General features: G+C 55.9%; 17 protein-coding genes. 16 read left to right on the forward strand and 1 reads right to left on the reverse strand.

Annotation, left to right across the window (positions count from 1 at the left end; translation table 11 throughout):
• Positions 1 to 312 precede the first annotated feature (312 nt).
• The 5 genes from infC to ACFO1S_RS15920 all read left to right on the forward strand — a co-directional run bounded on the left by infC (position 313) and on the right by ACFO1S_RS15920 (position 4,035).
• On the forward strand, positions 313 to 807 hold the full coding sequence (infC, locus tag ACFO1S_RS15900) for a translation initiation factor IF-3 (protein ID WP_204603637.1): 495 nt from the start codon (positions 313 to 315) through the stop codon (positions 805 to 807).
• A 17-nt stretch (positions 808 to 824) separates the two neighbouring features.
• Positions 825 to 1,025, forward strand: coding sequence for a 50S ribosomal protein L35 (gene rpmI / locus ACFO1S_RS15905; protein ID WP_204603613.1), 201 nt, complete (start codon positions 825 to 827; stop codon positions 1,023 to 1,025).
• Between the two features lie 103 nt (positions 1,026 to 1,128).
• Entirely contained in the window at positions 1,129 to 1,488 is a 360-nt protein-coding gene (rplT, locus tag ACFO1S_RS15910) for a 50S ribosomal protein L20 (RefSeq protein ID WP_116062642.1), read from the forward strand.
• 765 nt (positions 1,489 to 2,253) lie between these two features.
• Complete coding sequence (locus ACFO1S_RS15915; protein WP_204603612.1) at positions 2,254 to 3,594, forward strand: ABC transporter substrate-binding protein; 1,341 nt, start codon at positions 2,254 to 2,256, stop codon at positions 3,592 to 3,594.
• 180 nt (positions 3,595 to 3,774) lie between these two features.
• A complete protein-coding gene (locus ACFO1S_RS15920) occupies positions 3,775 to 4,035 on the forward strand; it encodes a 50S ribosomal protein L33 (RefSeq protein ID WP_204603611.1) in 261 nt (86 codons plus the stop codon).
• A 112-nt stretch (positions 4,036 to 4,147) separates the two neighbouring features.
• Here the strand turns inward: ACFO1S_RS15920 and ACFO1S_RS15925 are convergent, their stop codons facing one another.
• Entirely contained in the window at positions 4,148 to 4,594 is a 447-nt protein-coding gene (locus tag ACFO1S_RS15925) for a GNAT family N-acetyltransferase (RefSeq protein ID WP_204603610.1), read from the reverse strand.
• A 1,250-nt stretch (positions 4,595 to 5,844) separates the two neighbouring features.
• Here ACFO1S_RS15925 and ilvB point away from each other — a divergent pair.
• The 11 genes from ilvB to ACFO1S_RS15980 all read left to right on the forward strand — a co-directional run bounded on the left by ilvB (position 5,845) and on the right by ACFO1S_RS15980 (position 17,886).
• Complete coding sequence (gene ilvB / locus ACFO1S_RS15930; RefSeq protein WP_204603609.1) at positions 5,845 to 7,590, forward strand: biosynthetic-type acetolactate synthase large subunit; 1,746 nt, start codon at positions 5,845 to 5,847, stop codon at positions 7,588 to 7,590.
• Complete coding sequence (gene ilvN / locus ACFO1S_RS15935) at positions 7,587 to 8,072, forward strand: acetolactate synthase small subunit (RefSeq protein WP_204603608.1); 486 nt, start codon at positions 7,587 to 7,589, stop codon at positions 8,070 to 8,072. The genes ilvB and ilvN overlap by 4 nt, the downstream gene beginning before the upstream one ends.
• A gap of 139 nt (positions 8,073 to 8,211) precedes the next feature.
• The gene (gene ilvC / locus ACFO1S_RS15940) at positions 8,212 to 9,204 is read left to right on the forward strand and encodes a ketol-acid reductoisomerase (protein ID WP_204603607.1); all 993 of its coding nucleotides are present in this window, start codon (positions 8,212 to 8,214) and stop codon (positions 9,202 to 9,204) included.
• Between the two features lie 129 nt (positions 9,205 to 9,333).
• The gene (locus ACFO1S_RS15945) at positions 9,334 to 10,884 is read left to right on the forward strand and encodes a 2-isopropylmalate synthase (protein WP_204603606.1); all 1,551 of its coding nucleotides are present in this window, start codon (positions 9,334 to 9,336) and stop codon (positions 10,882 to 10,884) included.
• A 17-nt stretch (positions 10,885 to 10,901) separates the two neighbouring features.
• Positions 10,902 to 12,098, forward strand: a complete 1,197-nt coding sequence (locus ACFO1S_RS15950; RefSeq protein WP_204603605.1) for an aminotransferase-like domain-containing protein — start codon at positions 10,902 to 10,904, stop codon at positions 12,096 to 12,098.
• Positions 12,099 to 12,289: 191 nt separating this feature from the next.
• The gene (gene leuB / locus ACFO1S_RS15955) at positions 12,290 to 13,369 is read left to right on the forward strand and encodes a 3-isopropylmalate dehydrogenase (protein WP_204603604.1); all 1,080 of its coding nucleotides are present in this window, start codon (positions 12,290 to 12,292) and stop codon (positions 13,367 to 13,369) included.
• A gap of 129 nt (positions 13,370 to 13,498) precedes the next feature.
• On the forward strand, positions 13,499 to 14,047 hold the full coding sequence (locus ACFO1S_RS15960; protein WP_204603603.1) for a peroxiredoxin: 549 nt from the start codon (positions 13,499 to 13,501) through the stop codon (positions 14,045 to 14,047).
• A gap of 145 nt (positions 14,048 to 14,192) precedes the next feature.
• Positions 14,193 to 14,618, forward strand: a complete 426-nt coding sequence (locus ACFO1S_RS15965; protein WP_204603602.1) for a hypothetical protein — start codon at positions 14,193 to 14,195, stop codon at positions 14,616 to 14,618.
• Positions 14,619 to 14,825: 207 nt separating this feature from the next.
• Entirely contained in the window at positions 14,826 to 15,833 is a 1,008-nt protein-coding gene (locus ACFO1S_RS15970; RefSeq protein ID WP_204603601.1) for an ABC transporter substrate-binding protein, read from the forward strand.
• 74 nt (positions 15,834 to 15,907) lie between these two features.
• A complete protein-coding gene (locus ACFO1S_RS15975) occupies positions 15,908 to 16,897 on the forward strand; it encodes a FecCD family ABC transporter permease (protein ID WP_204603600.1) in 990 nt (329 codons plus the stop codon).
• Complete coding sequence (locus ACFO1S_RS15980; RefSeq protein WP_378127127.1) at positions 16,894 to 17,886, forward strand: FecCD family ABC transporter permease; 993 nt, start codon at positions 16,894 to 16,896, stop codon at positions 17,884 to 17,886. Before ACFO1S_RS15975 ends, ACFO1S_RS15980 begins: the two co-directional genes overlap by 4 nt.
• Positions 17,887 to 17,922 lie beyond the last annotated feature (36 nt).

Below are 17,922 nucleotides of genomic sequence, written 5' to 3' on the forward strand. Positions count from 1 at the left end.
CGGATACTGCGGTCAAGAGAGAGTCCTCGTTGACATCCCGGCAGATGCGTGCTATAGTGTTCGTTGTGACTGTTTATGAAAATTAATCAGCACGCGCAAGCAGAAGCGCCCGCTTCTCACCTGATCGGCTTTGGCTGACGGGTTAGCGTAGCCGACGACAGACGAGAATGCACGGAAATGCAAGTTCCCGAGCAGGAGGCGTTGACGTTAGGACTAGGATGCGGGTCGATGCGACTCGTATTTTTTTGTTTGTGCGCGTAATGCCCCTACACACTATTTCGGAGGTGGAACATTATTAGCAAGGATCATCAAATCAACGAGGATATTCGGGCGAAGGAAGTCAGGCTGGTCGGCCCAGAGGGCGAGCAGATCGGAATCAAACCTTTTCGCGAAGCGATGCAGATGGCGATTGACGCGAATCTTGACTTGGTCAATGTGGCTCCTCAGGCGAAGCCGCCGGTATGCCGCATTATGGACTACGGCAAATTCCGTTACGAGCAGCAGAAGAAGGAAAAGGAAGCCCGGAAGAATCAGAAAATCGTCGACCTCAAAGAAGTCTGGTTTCGTGCGAACATTGAAGAGCATGATTACCAAACAAAGTTTCGCAACGTTGTGAAATTTCTGAAAGACGGCGACAAGGTGAAATGCTCCGTGCGGTTCCGCGGTCGCGAAATTACGCATGCCAAGCTCGGCCAGAAAATTCTGGAGCGGGTCGCCAACGAAGTTACCGATATTTGCATTGTGGAGCGCATGCCTAAGCTGGAAGGCCGCAGCATGATTATGATTTTGGCTCCGAAACCCCACTGACAGGAGGATAACAACCCATGCCTAAGATGAAAACGCATAGCAGCTTGAAAGACCGTTTCAAAGTTACCGGAACCGGTAAAGTCAAACGCTTCAAAGCTTACAAGAACCACTTGCTCTCCCACAAATCGGGACGTCAGAAGCGCGTGCTGGCCGGCCAACCGTTGGTCGCTCAAGGCGACGTTCGCCGTATGCAGCAACAAATCGCAAACCTGAAATAATAAATCGCCCAGCGCGAGTTCGATCAGTTCAGGTTCGGCGCCGCCGTTCGCAGCAGACTGGTTGAACGACTTCTATACGAACACTTCCGGGAGGTAATGAATCATGGCAAGAGTCAAAGGCGGATTCGTCACACGCCGTCGTCGCAATAGAATGTTGAAGTTAGCTAAAGGTTACTGGGGCGCGAAACACCGCCTGTTTAAGAAAGCTAAAGAGCAAGTAATGAAATCCTTGATGTACGCATACCGCGACCGTCGCCAGACAAAGCGGAACTTCCGCAAATTGTGGATCGTGCGTATTAACGCTGCGGCTCGCCAGAACGGCTTGTCCTACAGCAAGATGATGCACGGCCTAAAATTGGCCGGCATCGAAGTCAACCGCAAAATGCTTGCCGACCTGGCTGTTAACGACATCGGTGCGTTTAACTCGCTGGCCGGCGCAGCAAAGGAAAAAATCAACGCGTAAGCAGCTTCTGATAAGCCGTATGATCTTTTTGCCCTCGCGGGCAGAGGATCATGCGGCTTTTTTCGTTTTCTTCTATTAAAATAGGAACCCCGAATAAGAAAAATAATATAAAAATTATGGAAATATGATAAGATATAGGCGAATTAAAACGTTTTCTAAACAAGGGGGTGAATGATGAATGTGTACGGTGAGCTGTCCTAGCGGGTATTCGAATGTGGGCTCCTCCAGCGGCTCTTCCTTCTGCGATGGGAACAGCTGCTCGCAAGGGGGAGGGTACCAACGCAAGGTTTTCGTTACGCTGGCGTGCAGAAGCAACTCGAATCCTAACGTCTACACCTCCGCATCCGGCTACATGTGCATTGGATGCTGTTAGTCTGACGAAGGGCGCGGCGTCCGATCGAGGAATCAATCGGTCGCTGTCCCCGGCGTCAGTATCCTGAAGGAGGACGGAAGACCATGGACATGCCGGAGCATCGGAAATTTCTAAAATCAAGGAACGGTTGGCTGTGGAGCCAGGGGACGACTTGCCGGATTCCGAGCTCGGATCAAGCCGATGGAGACCCTATTCTTATATTACGGATTACCTGATCTTCATTACCAAGAGCACGTTTTGCGAGCCTTGCATGGAGGCCATATCGTTTCGAGCGAAGGCTGGATCAAGCGCAGCTTTCATTTTCACGCTATCGAGGATTAATACCGGTTGACGAGGGAGCTGTAAGGCAGAAACACGGCGACGCATGTCCTTGACCAGGGGAGGTAGGTAGAATGAAGACGAGAAAATGGATTGCGGTCGCGCTGACGCTGATCGTGCTGCTGACGGGCTGTTCTCCGGGCAATAGCGAAGAAGAGGATTCCGGAGCTTTCAAGCTGCTGAGCAGCTTTGACAAATCAACGTTTAATGTGCTTTACGGGGGAAGCTTATTTGAGCAGACGCATCCGACCTACGAGGTGGCCTATGTCAATTCGAGCGAACGGATTCCTCCGGCCGACTGGGACGCCTACCTTGAATTGCTGGAGCTTGAGAAGCCCGATGTCATTGCCATTTCCGGCGTATCCGATTATTACAGGCTGGTATCGGCCGGTCTGCTGCTCGATTTGAGCCCAATGATTCGGAAGGATAGCTTCGATCTGGATACGTATGAGCCGTCGGTGCTGGAAATTCTGAAATATCCGGGAGAGACGACCGAGCTGTTCGGCTTATCTCCGTTCTTCGATCCTTCCGCACTGTACTATAACAAGACGTTGTTTGAAAAAAGCGGAATTCCATTGCCGGAGAGCGGAATGACGTGGACCGAAATGCTGCAAGCGGCGGCGCGGATTCCGAACAAAGGAGAGGACGGAAGGCCGATCTACGGCTACCATCACCGCGCCTTTTCGACGCCGGCTTATTATATGGATTATTTTGCATCCGTCGAGGGGCTTTCTATGATTGAGGGAACGCGATTGGCGTTCGATAAGCCGGAGTGGCGCTCCATAACGGAGCGTCTGCTGCAGGTATTCTCGGAGGGCAAAGTATCGTTCGCGGCGAAGGACGAGGACATCCGCTTCGACGATCCCGAAGCGAACGGGGAAGCGCCTTTCCTAGAGGGCCGGGTTGCGATGATGTCCGCAGGAGCCGCACTGATCGCAGAGCTCAACAACGGTCAGGCGCCGTTCGAGTGGGGAATCGTCTCCCGACCGGTCTCGATCGATCGCAGCAAAAGCATACCCGCGTTTCCGAGTCCGATTTACGCAATCCGTCGGGATGCGGATAACGCCGAGGCGGCTTGGCAATTCATCGCGTACATGAATCAGACCGCTACGCTGAAGCAGCTTTCGAAATCCGTATCCCAACTGCCCAGCCGAACGGATGTCGGAACGGAAAGATACGGGCGCAGCCTGGCCCCGTTCTATGATTCGCTAACCGTCCCTCCATCGCTTACGGAGGTGAACAAGCCGGCGCAATTCCCGCCTTTTTTCATGTCGCAGACGTTGTTTCCGATCATTAACCGCGAGATGTCGGCGGTCCTTGGCGGAAGTCAGAGCCTAGACGCGATGATGAAGACGCTGCAATCGGAGGGGCAAGCCGCGCTGGATGCCGCCATGACGCAATTCGAGGCGAATTAAAGCCGGAAGCCATGCGGCGGTATATCCTTGCCGCCCCAATTTTCGCGCAAAAGGACAGAGGTACAAGCATGACAGGCTCCCTGGACATAAGCTACAGGACAACGGAGGACAACTGCTTCGCCGTTCGCGCCGCGTGATCGATGGCGCACTAATGGAGCGAGCCCAGGGAGGCGTTTACTGATGGCTAGGATTACTCGTTCGCAAGCGCAGAAGCTGGTCGGAAAACACATTTATGCCGTTCGCAAGGATGGCTCGGTCGCTTCGGGCAAGCTTGTACGCATATCCGGCGGCAAGCTGATTATGGAGCATTCGAGGGGCAAGAAGGTTCAGACGAAAGCGATTTTTCCGCTCGTGCTGTTCGATTTGCTGGCGGTCGGAACGGTGGACGGCGGCTTCGGCTTTGGCGGCTTCGGCTTTGACGGCTTCGGCGGCTGGTGGTAATCCGGGGAATGACGGAGCAGCCAGCTCTGTCGCCCGAGGAGTAATCGAACCGGCATGCGCAAGAAGAGGCGGAGACATCGTTCCTTCCGGAGCAGTCCGTCTCTTCTTGCGTTCAGGGGATGAGCGACTTGGCCAGCTCGATTACCTTGAGCGCGGGGAAGCTTCGAGTCGTGTAGTAGCCGAGCCGGTGATAGAAGCGAAGCGCCCGGGTATTGTCCTCGTCGACGAAGACGCAGGAGATCGTACAGCCTTTGCTGAGGCCGTGCCGCTCCGCCCGTAGCATCAATTCCGTTCCCAGCCGTTTGTTCTGGAAACGGGAGTCTACGGCCAACAGATCGATGAATAGCGCCGGATGCCGAAATTCGAGATGAATAAAGCCGACGGGAGAGCTGTTTCTGGAGGGGACGGCGACCAGAGTTACGCCTCTGCGAATTCGCCGGACGATCTCGGTATTCAGCCGGCGATCCCGGGGGTGCTGCCAGGGGGAAATCGGGACCAGTTGCGTGCGGACAAGCTCTACGATGCTTTTATCGTCGCGCGGTTGTCTCCATCGAATCAAGTGGGATACCTCCCGTTGTTCTCCCGGCAGAAGCCGAAAGCGTAAGCGAATGTGCTGCTTACAGCGTATGAACAAGTCGTTGGCAGGGGAACGGCGAAGATGTGTATGTCAAACGTCTAAGAAAATGTCATGTTCATGTGGTATGCTGGATTATACCTGCTCCGTGCTGGTCGTTAGTTCGACTTTGCAGCACTATTCTGCTCCTCACCTGCTCCGAGCTGGCCGTTAGTTCGACTATGCAGCACTACTCCGCTCCTCACCTGCTCCGTGCTGGTCGTTAGTTCGACTTTGCAGCACTATTCCGCTCCTCACCTTCTCCGTGCTGGCCGTTAGTTCGACTTTGCGGCACTACTCTGCTCCTCACCTGCTCCGTGCTGACCGTTAGTTCGACTTTGCAGCACTATTCCTCTCCTCACCTGCTCCGAGCTGGCCGTTAGTTCGACTTTGCAGCACTACTCTGCTCCTCACCTGCTCCGTGCTGACCGTTAGTTCGACTATGCAGCACTACTCTGCTCCACACCTCCTCCGTGCTGGCCGTTAGTTCGACTTTGCAGCACTACTCTTCTCCTCACCTGCTCCGAGCTGGCCGTTAGTTCGACTATGCAGCACTACTCCGCTCCTCACCTCCTCCGTGCGTGCAAACTCTGACTCTGAGGAATAAATGTTTTTCCAACACATACTCGACTCGGGCCGAGTGCGGCTGCTCCTTCCGCATTCGTCATCTGTCCGCTAATGATTTTCTCCACCACGACAGCCTTCTTCATCTCTGCTCAATGTCAATGTTTCCTGGCTCATGGTGTCCTGATCTCAGAACAGCCATAGGGTGACATTATCACAGCATAACGGCAAACGGCGAAGATGTGTATTGACGAATGGCTTTGCGAAGCATATAATAAGTGCTAAATCGATTGAACAATCAATGGCCGTGATGAGGATAAAGCAATAGGGCTCTTATGCTCAGAGAGCGTCGGATTAGCTGAGACCGATGCCTTAATCCCTGTTAGCGAAGTCTCCTCGGAGCTGTTCCCCTGAACCGTCGCAAGACCTATTAGGGAGAATCGGAGTGGCGCACGTTATTGCGCTTGAAGTATGAACGGAGACAGTATGCCGTCATACTTGATAAGGCCGTCATCGCGAGGTGCGCGGCAAACTCGGGTGGTACCACGGAAGCTATAGTCTTTCGTCCCAAGACAGCCATATTGGCTGCTGGGATGGAAGGCTTTTTTGATTTGTTGAAAGGAGGAAAAAAGATGAGCACACAAGAAACGACAATGAAATCCAAAGAAGAATTGATCGCAAAATGGAGCAAGCCGGAAGTCATCACCGGTTCGGAAATGCTGCTTCGCAGCTTGTTACTGGAGGGTGCCGAGTGCGTCTTCGGTTATCCGGGCGGCGCGGTGCTGTATATCTACGATGCGATGCACGGCTTTGACGACTTCCAGCATTTGCTCACCCGACATGAGCAAGGCGCCATCCACGCGGCCGACGGCTATGCCCGCTCGACGGGGAAAGTAGGCGTCTGTATCGCGACTTCGGGACCGGGGGCGACGAATCTCGTCACGGGAATCGCGACCGCCTATATGGATTCGGTGCCGCTTGTGGTCATTACGGGCAACGTTGCGACCAGCCTGATCGGCACGGACGCGTTCCAGGAAGCCGACATCGTCGGCATTACGATGCCGATTACAAAGCACAGCTATCTGGTACGCAAAGCGGAGGATCTGCCCCGCGTCATTCATGAAGCTTTCCACATCGCCAACAGCGGACGCAAAGGTCCGGTGCTCATCGATATTCCGAAGGATGTATCGGCGGAGAAGACGCTGTTCCAGCCTGTATCCGAGGTGCAACTGCGCGGCTACAATCCGACGGTTCAGCCGAACAAAAACCAAGTTGAGAAGATGATTCGCGCCATCGAGGAGGCCGAGAGGCCGATTATTCTCGCGGGCGGCGGGGTGGTCTACTCTGGAGCCCACGAAGAGCTGTTCGAGTTCATCACGAAGACGGGCATTCCGACGACGACGACGCTGCTGGGTCTCGGCGGCTTCCCGAGCGGTCACGAGCTGCACATGGGCATGCCGGGCATGCACGGCACTTGGACGGCGAATACGACCATCCAGAGGGCGGATCTGCTGATCAATATCGGCGCGCGCTTCGACGACCGCGTGACCGGCAAGCTGTCCGGCTTCGCGCCGCAAGCGAAAATCGTCCATATCGATATCGATCCTGCGGAGATCGGCAAGAACGTGCCGACCGATATTCCGATCGTCGGCGACGTGAAAGCCGTGCTGCAGCAGGCGAATGCTCTAGCGAAGCCCGCGTCCAAAGCGGACGCTTGGCGCAAGCAGATTCAGGAGTGGAAGGCGGAGAAGCCTTTCAAATATATCGATTCCGATACCGAGCTGAAGCCGCAGTGGGTCGTGTCCATGATTCACGAGACGACGCACGGTGACGCGATCGTCACGACGGACGTCGGCCAGCACCAAATGTGGGCGGCGCAGTATTATCCGTTCAACAAGCCGCGCTCCTGGGTCACCTCGGGCGGCCTGGGCACGATGGGCTTCGGTTTCCCATCCGCCATCGGAGCGCAGATGGGCAATCCGGACAGAACGGTTGTCTCGATCAACGGCGACGGCGGCATGCAGATGTGCGCCCAGGAGCTGGCGATCTGCGCCATCAACAACATTCCGGTCAAGGTGGTCATCATCAACAACCAGGTTCTCGGCATGGTTCGCCAGTGGCAAGAGCTGATCTATGACAACCGCTACAGCCACATCGATCTGTCGGGCAGCCCGGATTTCGTCAAGCTGGCCGAGGCTTACGGGGTTAAAGGCTATCGCGCCGCGAACAAGGAAGATGCGCTGAAGGTATGGAAGGAAGCGCTTGAGCATCCCGGTCCGGCAGTGGTGGAGTTCGTTGTCCGCAAACACGAAAACGTCTATCCGATGGTGCCCCAAGGTAGCACGATCGACCAGATGATCATGGGGGATGCCGAATGAACCGTAAATTTACGATAGCGATACTCGTCAACGACCAACCGGGCGTGCTGCAACGGGTTTCCGGCCTGTTCGGCCGCCGCGGCTTCAATATCGAGAGCATTACCGTCGGGGCTTCCGAGGAGCCGGGACTGTCCCGCATGGTTATCGTCACGACGGGCGACAACAATACGCTGGAGCAGATTCAGAAGCAGCTCTACAAGCTGATCGACGTCATCAAGGTTATCGATATTAGCGGGAATCCGATGGTCGGCCGGGAGCTGGCTCTGATCAAGATCGGGGCGGAGCCGTCCATGAGGCCGGAAATTCTCGGCATCGTCGAGACGTTCCGCGCCGCAGTCGTAGACATCGGACCTACGACCCTGATCGTTCAGGTTGTCGGGGATTCCGATAAAATCGATGCGATGACCGAGCTGCTGAAGCCTTACGGCATTCGTGAGCTTTCGCGGACAGGCGTGACCGCAATGAACCGGGGAGCCCGTTAGGGACCTCCCTCGGGTCTGGACAAGCCAAGCAGAAGCAGTCCCCGGAGCGGGGGTTCGAGGAGAGCGGAAGCGGCTCTCTTGGAACGCCCGCTCCGAGGGTCGATAAATTTTTACCCATTTTAAGGAGGAACACATTCCAATGGCAGTTAACTTATTTCATGAGAAAGACGCCGATCTCGGCGTTCTTAAAGGCAAGACAGTTGCAGTAATCGGCTACGGCAGCCAAGGCCACGCGCAAGCGCAAAACCTGCGCGACAGCGGCGTCAGCGTCATCATCGGCTTGCGCGAAGGCAAATCCGCAGAGAGCGCTCGCAACGACGGCTTCGAAGTTCTGTCCGTTGCCGACGCTACGCGCAAAGCGGACGTTGTGCAAATTCTGATGCCGGACGAGACGCAAGCAAGCGTCTATAAGAACGAAATCGAGCCGAACCTGAAAAAAGGCGCAGCTCTGATGTTCTCCCACGGCTTCAACGTACACTTCGGCCAAATCGTAGCTCCGTCCGACGCCGACGTGTTGCTCGTTGCTCCTAAATCTCCAGGCCACATGGTTCGCCGCACTTACGTCGAAGGCTTCGGCGTACCGGGACTGATCGCCATTCATCAGAACGGCACGGGCAAAGCGTTCGAAATCGGCATGGCTTATGCCAAAGGCATCGGCTGTACCCGCGCGGGCGTTATCGAAACGTCGTTCAAGGAAGAGACCGAAACCGACCTGTTCGGCGAACAAGCCGTATTGTGCGGCGGCGCTTCCGCCCTCGTCAAAGCCGGCTTCGAAACGCTTGTCGAAGCAGGCTACGCGCCTGAGATGGCGTACTTCGAGTGCTTGCACGAGCTGAAGCTGATCGTCGACCTGATGTACGAAGGCGGCTTGGCTTCCATGCGCCACTCGATCTCCAACACGGCAGAGTACGGCGACTATGTCACTGGACCTCGCGTCGTAACGGAAGAAACGAAGAAAGAAATGAAACGCGTGCTCGAAGATATCCAACAAGGCAAATTCGCTCGCGACTTCATTCTTGAGAACCAATCCGGACGCGCATTCCTTACGGCTACCCGCCGCAACGAAGCCGAGCATCCGATCGAAGTCGTCGGCGCGCAGCTGCGCGGCCTGATGCACTGGATCAAGAAATAATAACCGCACTACGCGGCCAGCAAACCCCGGCATAGCGCTGCCGGGGTTTTTGTTAAATGACGACAACCGTTATGCTATAATGGTGAGCAAAGCGATGAAGGCTTCAGGAGGTGCGGGTATTCCCCCGATATGAGAAAAATTTATATTTTCGACACGACGCTTCGCGATGGCGAGCAATCTCCGGGCGTGAACTTGAACACGCAGGAAAAGGTAGAGATCGCCTTGCAGCTTGAGAAGCTCGGCGTGGATCGGATCGAAGCGGGATTTCCGGCAGCGTCTCCAGGAGATCTAGCTGCGGTCAACGCGGTTGCGAGAGCGGTCAAGAACGCGACCATAATCGGATTGGCACGCTCCCGCGAGCAGGACATCGACGCAGTTAAGGAAGCGCTTAAAGGCGCGGAGGACCCGGGAATTCATCTGTTCCTCGCCACCTCGCCGATTCACCGTCAGCACAAGCTGCGGATGGATAAGGATCAAGTGCTGGAGGCGGCGGATCGCGCTATTCGCTATGCCAAGCAATATTTCGATAAAGTGGAGTTTTCCCCGGAGGACGCGGGCCGTACGGAGCTGGACTATCTCTGTCAGGTGACCGAGATGGCGATTAAGGCCGGCGCCACCGTGGTGAACATTCCCGATACGGTCGGATACATGACGCCGCAGGAATTCGGCAACATCTTCAAGGTGCTGAAGGAGACGGTGCCGGGAATCGAGCGGATTCAATTGTCCGCGCATTGCCATGACGACCTGGGCATGGCGACGGCGAACGCGCTCGCGGCCATTCTCAACGGCGCGGATCAAATCGAGGGAACGATCAACGGCATCGGCGAGCGCGCAGGCAACACTTCGCTGGAGGAAGTGGCGCTGACGCTGGCGACGCGCGGGGAGTACTTCCAGGCGATGACGACGCTTAACCTGAAGGAAATCGCCCGTACGAGCCGTCTGGTCAGCAAGCTGACGGGCATGGTCGTGCCGGGCAACAAAGCGATAGTCGGCGCGAATGCATTCGCCCACGAATCGGGTATTCACCAGGACGGCGTGTTGAAGGAAAAAACGACCTACGAGATCATCTCCCCGGACACGATCGGCTTGCGCGACAGCAAGCTCGTCCTGGGCAAGCATTCCGGACGCCATGCGTTCCGGGAGAAGCTGATCGACCTCGGCTACGAGCAGCTGACCGAGGAGCAGGTTAACGCCGCTTTCGGCAAGTTCAAGGACTTGGCCGACCGGAAGAAAAACGTCAGCGACGAGGATATTCGCGCGCTGCTCGAAGAGAAGATCATCGAGACGCCGGAGGTATTTGCTCTTGAGAAGCTGGTCGTGTCCTTCGACAGCCATGCGACCCCAAAGGCGACGGTTACGCTCAAGACGCAGCAAGGCATCGTGAAGCGCGAGTCCGAAGGCAACGGCTCCGTGGACGCTATCTATCAAGCGATCGACGCGTTAACGGGAGAAGCCGTGGAGCTTGACGATTATACGATTAAATCCGTCACCGACGGCACGGATGCGCTGGGCGAGGTGCATGTCGTTCTGAAGCAAGGCGATACGTCCGCGCAAGGCCGCGGCGTAAGCACCGATATTCTGGAGGCCAGCACGCGGGCGTACGTGGACGCCTTGAACCGGCTGATCGACAAACGGAACGCGCCGGCCCGCAACCGTCGCGACAACGTCACACTGATCTAAGAAATGGGGAGCGCGGAATGAATTATCGATATTCCAAGAGACTGGATTCTTTCTCGTCATCGGCGGTTCGCGAGATTCTGAAGCTGACGCAGAGAAAATCGATTATCTCTTTCGCGGGAGGTCTGCCCGCCGAGGAGCATTTTCCGGTAGCGGCGATTGGCGAGGCGTTCCAGAGAGTTCTGGCTGCAGGGAACAAAGCGCTGCAGTACGGGCTGACTGAGGGCTATCTGCCGCTTCGCGAAAGCATATGCAAATGGATGGCCCGCAAAGGCACGAAGGTAACGCCGGACGATATGCTGCTCACGACGGGCTCGCAGCAGGCGATCGATCTGCTTACGCGAATCTATATCGATCCGGGCGACGTGATCCTGGTCGAGAAGCCGACTTATCTGTCGGCGCTGCAGGTGTTCCGCTCCTATGGCGCGGTGCTTGTCTCCGTCGATACGGACGAGGACGGCATGGTGCTGGACGATCTGGCCGCCAAGCTGAAGGAGCATCGTCCGAAGCTGGTATACGTCATCCCGACGTTCTCCAATCCAACGGGCAAGGCCTGGAGCCTGGAACGACGCCAAGGCGTACTGGCTCAGTGCCGGGCCGCGGATGCGCTGATTCTGGAGGACGATCCGTATGGCGAGCTGAAATTCGGAGACGCGTCGGTGACCTATCCGTCGCTGTTTTCTCTGGATCAGCATCCGCAGGGCTCCTGCGTCGTCTATACGAGCACCTTCTCCAAGACGGCCGCTCCCGCGCTGCGTACAGGCTGGGTAATGGCTGATCCGGACATCATTCGTCATATGGCTAGGGCCAAGCAAGCGGCCGATTTGCACTCCAGCTCTCTCGATCAGCAGATCCTGCACCAGCTGATGGAGCATTATGATCTGGAAGGCCACATCGAGTTCGTTCGCAAGGAGTACGAAGCCCGCATGAGGCAGATGGCGGAATTGCTGAGTGAGCAGCAATGGCCGGGTGTGACCTGGAACGAACCCAAGGGCGGCATGTTTTTCTGGCTGGAGCTGCCGGAGTCCGTGGATTCCGCGAAATTGCTGCAGACGGCTGTCGATCTGGGAGTGGCGTTCGTGCCGGGGGTTTCGTTCTTCGCGGACGGTACGGGCCACAACACGATGCGGCTTAACTTCACGCATAACGACTTTGACGGAACAATCGTCGGTATGCAGCGCTTGAATCAGGCGATGGAGAGCGTCCTGGTGAAGTAAGCCGATTAGAGCCGTCCCTGAAATCGTCGCAGAACGATAAAGGGACGGCTCGTTTGCCAGTTTGAGGCCGATAGGCGTCTCCTATGGAAACAATAGTTTTTATCTATTTTGCCTCTTGCAGGGAAATGTACTACAATTGAGAGAAGGTCTCAATGGACAAACTATACCTACATTTGGAGTGAATACAAACCATGTCAGAAGTGAAAAAAATCGCCGTCATCGCAGGGGACGGAATCGGTCCGGAAGTTGTCGCAGAAGCAGAAAAAGTATTGAAACGCACGGAGGAGCTGTTCGGCTACAAATTCGAGCTTGAGCATGGCCTCTTCGGCGGAATCGCGATCGACGAGAAGGGCACTCCGCTGCCGGAAGATACGCTGGCGATTTGCCGCGATGCCGATGCCGTATTGCTCGGCGCGGTAGGCGGGCCGAAATGGGACAATAACTCGAAGGAGCTTCGTCCGGAAACCGGCTTGCTCGGCATTCGCAAGGCGCTCGGCCTGTTCTCCAACATCCGTCCGGCTGTCGTGTTCGACTGCTTGAAGGATGCCTCGACGCTAAAGCCGGAAGTGCTGGAAGGCACCGATCTGATCGTCGTTCGCGAATTGACGGGCGGCATTTACTTCGGCGAGAAGTTCCGTCGCGACGGCGCGCAAGGGCAAGAAGCGGTCGATACGTGCGTGTACAACGTTACCGAGATCGAGCGCATCGTGCGTCAAGCGTTCGAGGTGGCTCAGAAGCGCAGCAAACGTCTGGCGTCCGTCGATAAGGCGAACGTGTTGGAGACGTCCCGCCTGTGGAGAGAGACGGTTAACCGCATCGCGCCGGAATATCCGGACGTTGAGCTGGAGCATGTGCTGGTAGACAACTGCGCCATGCAATTGCTGCGCCGTCCGTCGAGCTTCGACGTTATCGTAACGGAAAACATGTTCGGGGACATTCTAAGCGACGAGGCAGCCATGCTGACCGGCTCGATCGGAATGCTGTCCTCGGCTTCCCTGGGCGAAGGCAGCTTCGGCCTGTATGAGCCTGTTCACGGCTCCGCGCCTGATATTGCGGGACAAGGCATCGCCAACCCGATCGCAACGATTCTTTCCGTCGCGCTTATGTTCCGTCTCACCTTCGGCTATGAAGACGCGGCAACCGCGATCGAAACAGCGGTTAAAGAAGTTCTCGATGCCGGTCACCGTACGGGAGATATCGCAGTGGACAAGAGCAAGGCAATCGGTACGACGGCTATGGGCGACCTGATTGTGGCAGCAATCAAACGTTAATTATAATAATTCTAAAAAAAGAATTGTTACTATCTTGACGGGCTTGTCCCGAAAATGGTACCATTCTAATTGAGAAACGGTTGAGAAGCGCTAGCATCAAGGCTGGGCTTAAATTAGGAGGTAATCGGAATGGCAGAACGTTTGGTAGGACGTCCGGCGCCTGATTTTACGTTGGAGACGGCGAACGGAGACGGCAAGGATTTCGGTAAAGTATCTTTGTCCGATTATCGCGGCAAATGGTTGGTCTTGTACTTCTATCCGCTGGACTTCACATTCGTGTGCCCTACGGAAATCACGGCATTGTCCGAAGCTGCGGATACGTTCAAAGGCTTGAACACCGAAGTTCTCGGCGTCAGCGTCGACAGCAAGCACAGCCACCGCGCATGGATCAATACGCCTAAGAACGACAACGGTCTTGGCCAATTGAACCACCCGCTCGGCGCAGATATCACGAAACAAGTCGCTCGCGACTACGGCGTTCTGATCGAAGAGGAAGGCATCGCGCTGCGCGGCCTCTTCATCATCGATCCGGACGGCGAGTTGAAATATCAAGTCGTTAACCACAACGACGTAGGCCGCAGCGTTGAAGAAACGCTTCGCGTGCTGCAAGCTCTGCAATCCGGCGGCTTGTGCCCGATGAACTGGAAAGCCGGCGACAAGCATCTTGTCGCGAAATAAGGTCTGATAAGAACGGAAGCTCCTCGGAACAATAGTTCCGGGGAGTTTTTTAACCTTTCCGGTTCGATCTCCGGGCAGGAATGTGTTCGCGCGCAGAGAATATAGTGAGAAGAATAAAGCGATCCGATACAAGGGAGGGAAGGCGATGAGCTTTTGCTGTGGAGCTAGCATGATCGGAACGAAAGGAACGTTGAAGCACTATCGAACGAGAATTCATAACGTGCCGATTTTGTTTTGTCCAGTGTGCCACCGCGTGGAAGTGCATTATCTGGTGGAGAACGAGTACGAGATTTTGGCCGAATATGCGCATGGCGACGGAGCATCAGAGGTCGACTTCCAGGACTATGTCGATGAATCGGACAAAGCGCTGCATGAGAATTGCGTGAACAATGAAGACGAGGATCCGATGCAGATCGTTCAGAGTCAAATCGATATGTCGCTCGATCTGCTGACCTTTGCCAAGGAGATCGGCGATCAGGAGTGGCAGCAGCTGTTGAAGAAACGCTTGATCATGCTCAGCCAGAGGCGTCACAAGCTGAAGTTAAAACGCGCTCCCGGAGGTACGATATAAGGGGATTGCTGCATTTGCTTGAAGGAGATGAAGAACCGCGTTCAAGCTGATCCTTGTCGGCTTGGACGCGGTTTTTTTGTTGCGGCCCGCAAGCGGGAGCCGGAATCCTGCATGCAATTCCCGATATTGTGTATGGACGAGGGTTGAGCGGCATGATAACTTAATTAATAATGATAATCATTATTGATTGGGAGGTTTTTTCTTTCTATGCTGTCTGTTCATGCTCGTAATCGTTTCATGCTAATCGCGGTTCTTTTTCTCGTCAGCTGTATGCTGCTTGCCGGGTGCGGCAGCGACAAATCCGTCAATAACGCTAACGTATCCTCTCCCGAGGCCTCGCCATCCGCTGCGGAAACGGCCTCTGCGAATACGAATTCCCCGCAAGCCGAGGCTGTCCGCACGATCAAGGACGCATATGGAGACGTGCAGGTGCCGGGCAGCCCTCTGCGAGTCGTAGCGCTGGATATCGGCGCGCTGGACAATCTGCTTTCGCTGGGAATTAAGCCTGTAGGAGCGCCGTCCATTCTGGCGGCAGGCGATCCCTATCCGAAATACTTGGCCGGAACGGACGGCATTACGAATATCGGCACGGTGAACGAGCCTAACCTGGAAGCCATTGACGCCTTGAAGCCCGATCTCATCATTGGGAACAAGGATACGCACGATCAGATCCACGAGACGCTCAAGAAGCTCGCGCCTACCGTATTCGTGGAGACGCTCGGCGTCACTTGGAAGGAAAACCTGCTGCTGCATGCCGAAGCCGTAGGGAAAGCCGACGAAGGACGCAAGCTGCTTGAAGGCTATCAGTCGCGAATTGAAGAATTGAAGGGCAAGCTGGGAGATCAGCCTGTTGGCGAAATCTCTCTGATCCGCCCTCGCGAAGACAAGGTTCAGGCGTATCTGGAGCAGACGTTTGCGGGCGGCATTATGAAGGAAGCGGGCATTGTCCGCCCTGAAGCGCAGAGAGCGGATGGCTTCTCGCTGGATGTGACGGAAGAGCAGATCGCCAATCTCGACGGAGATGTCATCCTGTGGTTCTCCAGAAGCGACAAGGATTTCGAGAAAGTGGAATCCAGTCCGCTGTGGGCGACGCTGAAGGCCGTGCAAGCGAAGCAGGTCTATCAGGTCGATTGGGAATATTGGATGAGCGGATTGGGCATCCAGGCCGTCAATAAGGTTGTCGATGATTTGTTCGAGCGGCTCGTGAAGTCGTAATGCAGAACGAATTGGGTTGTCCTTGGGGACAGCCCAATTTTACGTCGTGCCAAGCATCGTTAGGAGGAACAGAAGTGAAGCTCAGATGGACGGGACTGGCCGTTCTGCTCGTATTGGTAGCCGCGGCATTTATACTCAATATGTGCTTGGGGCTCTCCCGAATAGACGCGAAGACAGTGTGGCAGGCGTTTACCGCTTTCGACGGATCCAGGGATCATCTTATCGTGCGTTCGGTCCGGCTGCCGAGGGCGCTGATTGCCTTGATGGTCGGCTGCTCGCTGGCTCTGGCCGGAGCGATTATGCAAGCTCTGACGCGCAACCCGCTGGCCGGTCCGGAAATCTTCGGCGTAAACTACGGAGCGGCGCTGGCGGCGGTTGTCGCCTCATTCGTATTGGGCTTCAGCTCGCTGCAGCTTTTCGTCTGGTCGGCTTTTGCCGGCACAGCCGTTGTCGGCATCGCTATTATTGCGCTTATATCGCTGGGCAGGGCCGCGATAACGCCGTCCAAGCTTGTTCTGGCGGGGGCGACGATCAACTTGCTGCTGGCCGCGTTAACGCAAGGAATTTTGATTCTCAATCAACAGTCGTTGGATACGATGCGCTACTGGCTGGCCGGTTCCTTGACGGGGAGGGAGCTCGGCTTGTTTCTTCAGGTGCTTCCCTACATGCTGGCGGGACTTATCGGCGCCTTGCTGATGAGCAAGCAGATGGACACGCTGAGCCTGGGGGACGATACGGCCCGCAGCCTCGGTCAAAGGGTAATGCGGACGAAGCTGCTGATGATCGTTCTTGTGATCGTGCTGACCGGCAGTTCGGTTGCGATTGCCGGACCAATCGGCTTTGTCGGACTCGCGGTCCCGCATATCGCCAAGTATTTTACCGGATCGGATTATAGATGGATTCTGCCTTATTCGGCCGGGCTGGGCGCCTTGCTGCTCTTGCTGACGGACATCGGAGCGAGATTCGCGCTTCCGTCGCAGGAGGTTCCGGTCGGCGTCGTGACCGCCTTCCTGGGGGCTCCCGTACTGATCTATATCGCGCAGCGTCGGGAGGGACTGAAATGACGCCGGATCAACGCTTCAAACGCTGGCTCGCGGTAATGCTCCTCCTGTGTGCGGCGGCGGCGCTGGTTATGCTGTTGAGCATCTTGCTCGGAGAGCGCTCCGTTCCTCCGCTGGAAGCCATTCGGACCCTCCTTGGTAAGGGACAGGGAGAGTATGATTATACGATTATGACGCTGCGGCTGCCGCGAGCGATCGTCGGCTTCCTGGCCGGCGGAGGATTGGCGGTTGCCGGCGCTATCCTGCAGGGAATCATGCGCAACCCGCTTGCTTCTCCAGGCGTGCTGGGGTTGAATTCGGGCGCTGCTGCAGCGGCGGTGGCGATCATCGTGCTTGTGCCGTCGTTTCCGATGAAGCTGCTCCCAATAGTTGCCTTCGGAGGGGCGCTGGCGGCCGCAGTGATCATCTACGTCCTATCCTGGAGGAAGGGGAGCTCGCCTGTCCGATTGCTGCTTGTCGGGATCGGAGTATCCGCAGTCGCGGGAGCGTTCATTACCTATCTGCTAATGTCCGGGGGAATATTCCGGGTATCGCAGGCTTCCGTCTGGATGGCCGGCAGCTTGTACGGCAGAACGTGGGAGCATGCCGATGCGCTGCTTCCCTGGCTTGCAGCGCTGTTTGTTCTATCCCTGTTGTTGTCGCGCCATCTGGATGTGCTACAATTTGAGGATAATCATGCCCGCGGGCTCGGCATCCATCTGGAGCGGGCAAGGGGAATAGGGCTGCTTGTCAGCGTAGGCTTGGCGGGGGCTGCCGTATCGATGGCGGGAACGATCGGTTTTGTAGGCTTGATGGCCCCGCATATTTGCCGTTCCGCCGTCGGCGTGAAGAGCAGACTGCTTCTGCCCGCGTCGCTGATCACCGGAGGGCTGCTGGTAATGACGGCGGATTTGCTGGGGAGAACCCTGTTTGCTCCTTATGAAATTCCGGTCGGAATTATGACGGCGATCATCGGCGCGCCGTATATGATCTATTTGTTGTTCCGCCGATAAGCGAAGACGAGTCCGAAGGACCGATTGCGAAGAGAG

The organism is Cohnella boryungensis, assembly GCF_042651945.1.
GTDB lineage: Bacteria > Bacillota > Bacilli > Paenibacillales > Paenibacillaceae > Cohnella > Cohnella boryungensis.

Coding starts and splice junctions, on each gene's coding strand:
- ACFO1S_RS15960 (WP_204603603.1), top strand. CDS start 13,499: ATGGCAGAACGTTTGGTAGGACGTCCGGCGCCTGATTTTACGTTGGAG.
- ACFO1S_RS15945 (WP_204603606.1), top strand. CDS start 9,334: ATGAGAAAAATTTATATTTTCGACACGACGCTTCGCGATGGCGAGCAA.
- ilvC (WP_204603607.1), top strand. CDS start 8,212: ATGGCAGTTAACTTATTTCATGAGAAAGACGCCGATCTCGGCGTTCTT.
- rpmI (WP_204603613.1), top strand. CDS start 825: ATGCCTAAGATGAAAACGCATAGCAGCTTGAAAGACCGTTTCAAAGTT.
- ilvB (WP_204603609.1), top strand. CDS start 5,845: ATGAGCACACAAGAAACGACAATGAAATCCAAAGAAGAATTGATCGCA.
- ACFO1S_RS15970 (WP_204603601.1), top strand. CDS start 14,826: ATGCTGTCTGTTCATGCTCGTAATCGTTTCATGCTAATCGCGGTTCTT.
- ACFO1S_RS15915 (WP_204603612.1), top strand. CDS start 2,254: ATGAAGACGAGAAAATGGATTGCGGTCGCGCTGACGCTGATCGTGCTG.
- rplT (WP_116062642.1), top strand. CDS start 1,129: ATGGCAAGAGTCAAAGGCGGATTCGTCACACGCCGTCGTCGCAATAGA.
- ACFO1S_RS15965 (WP_204603602.1), top strand. CDS start 14,193: ATGAGCTTTTGCTGTGGAGCTAGCATGATCGGAACGAAAGGAACGTTG.
- ACFO1S_RS15980 (WP_378127127.1), top strand. CDS start 16,894: ATGACGCCGGATCAACGCTTCAAACGCTGGCTCGCGGTAATGCTCCTC.
- ilvN (WP_204603608.1), top strand. CDS start 7,587: ATGAACCGTAAATTTACGATAGCGATACTCGTCAACGACCAACCGGGC.
- ACFO1S_RS15920 (WP_204603611.1), top strand. CDS start 3,775: ATGGCTAGGATTACTCGTTCGCAAGCGCAGAAGCTGGTCGGAAAACAC.
- leuB (WP_204603604.1), top strand. CDS start 12,290: ATGTCAGAAGTGAAAAAAATCGCCGTCATCGCAGGGGACGGAATCGGT.
- ACFO1S_RS15950 (WP_204603605.1), top strand. CDS start 10,902: ATGAATTATCGATATTCCAAGAGACTGGATTCTTTCTCGTCATCGGCG.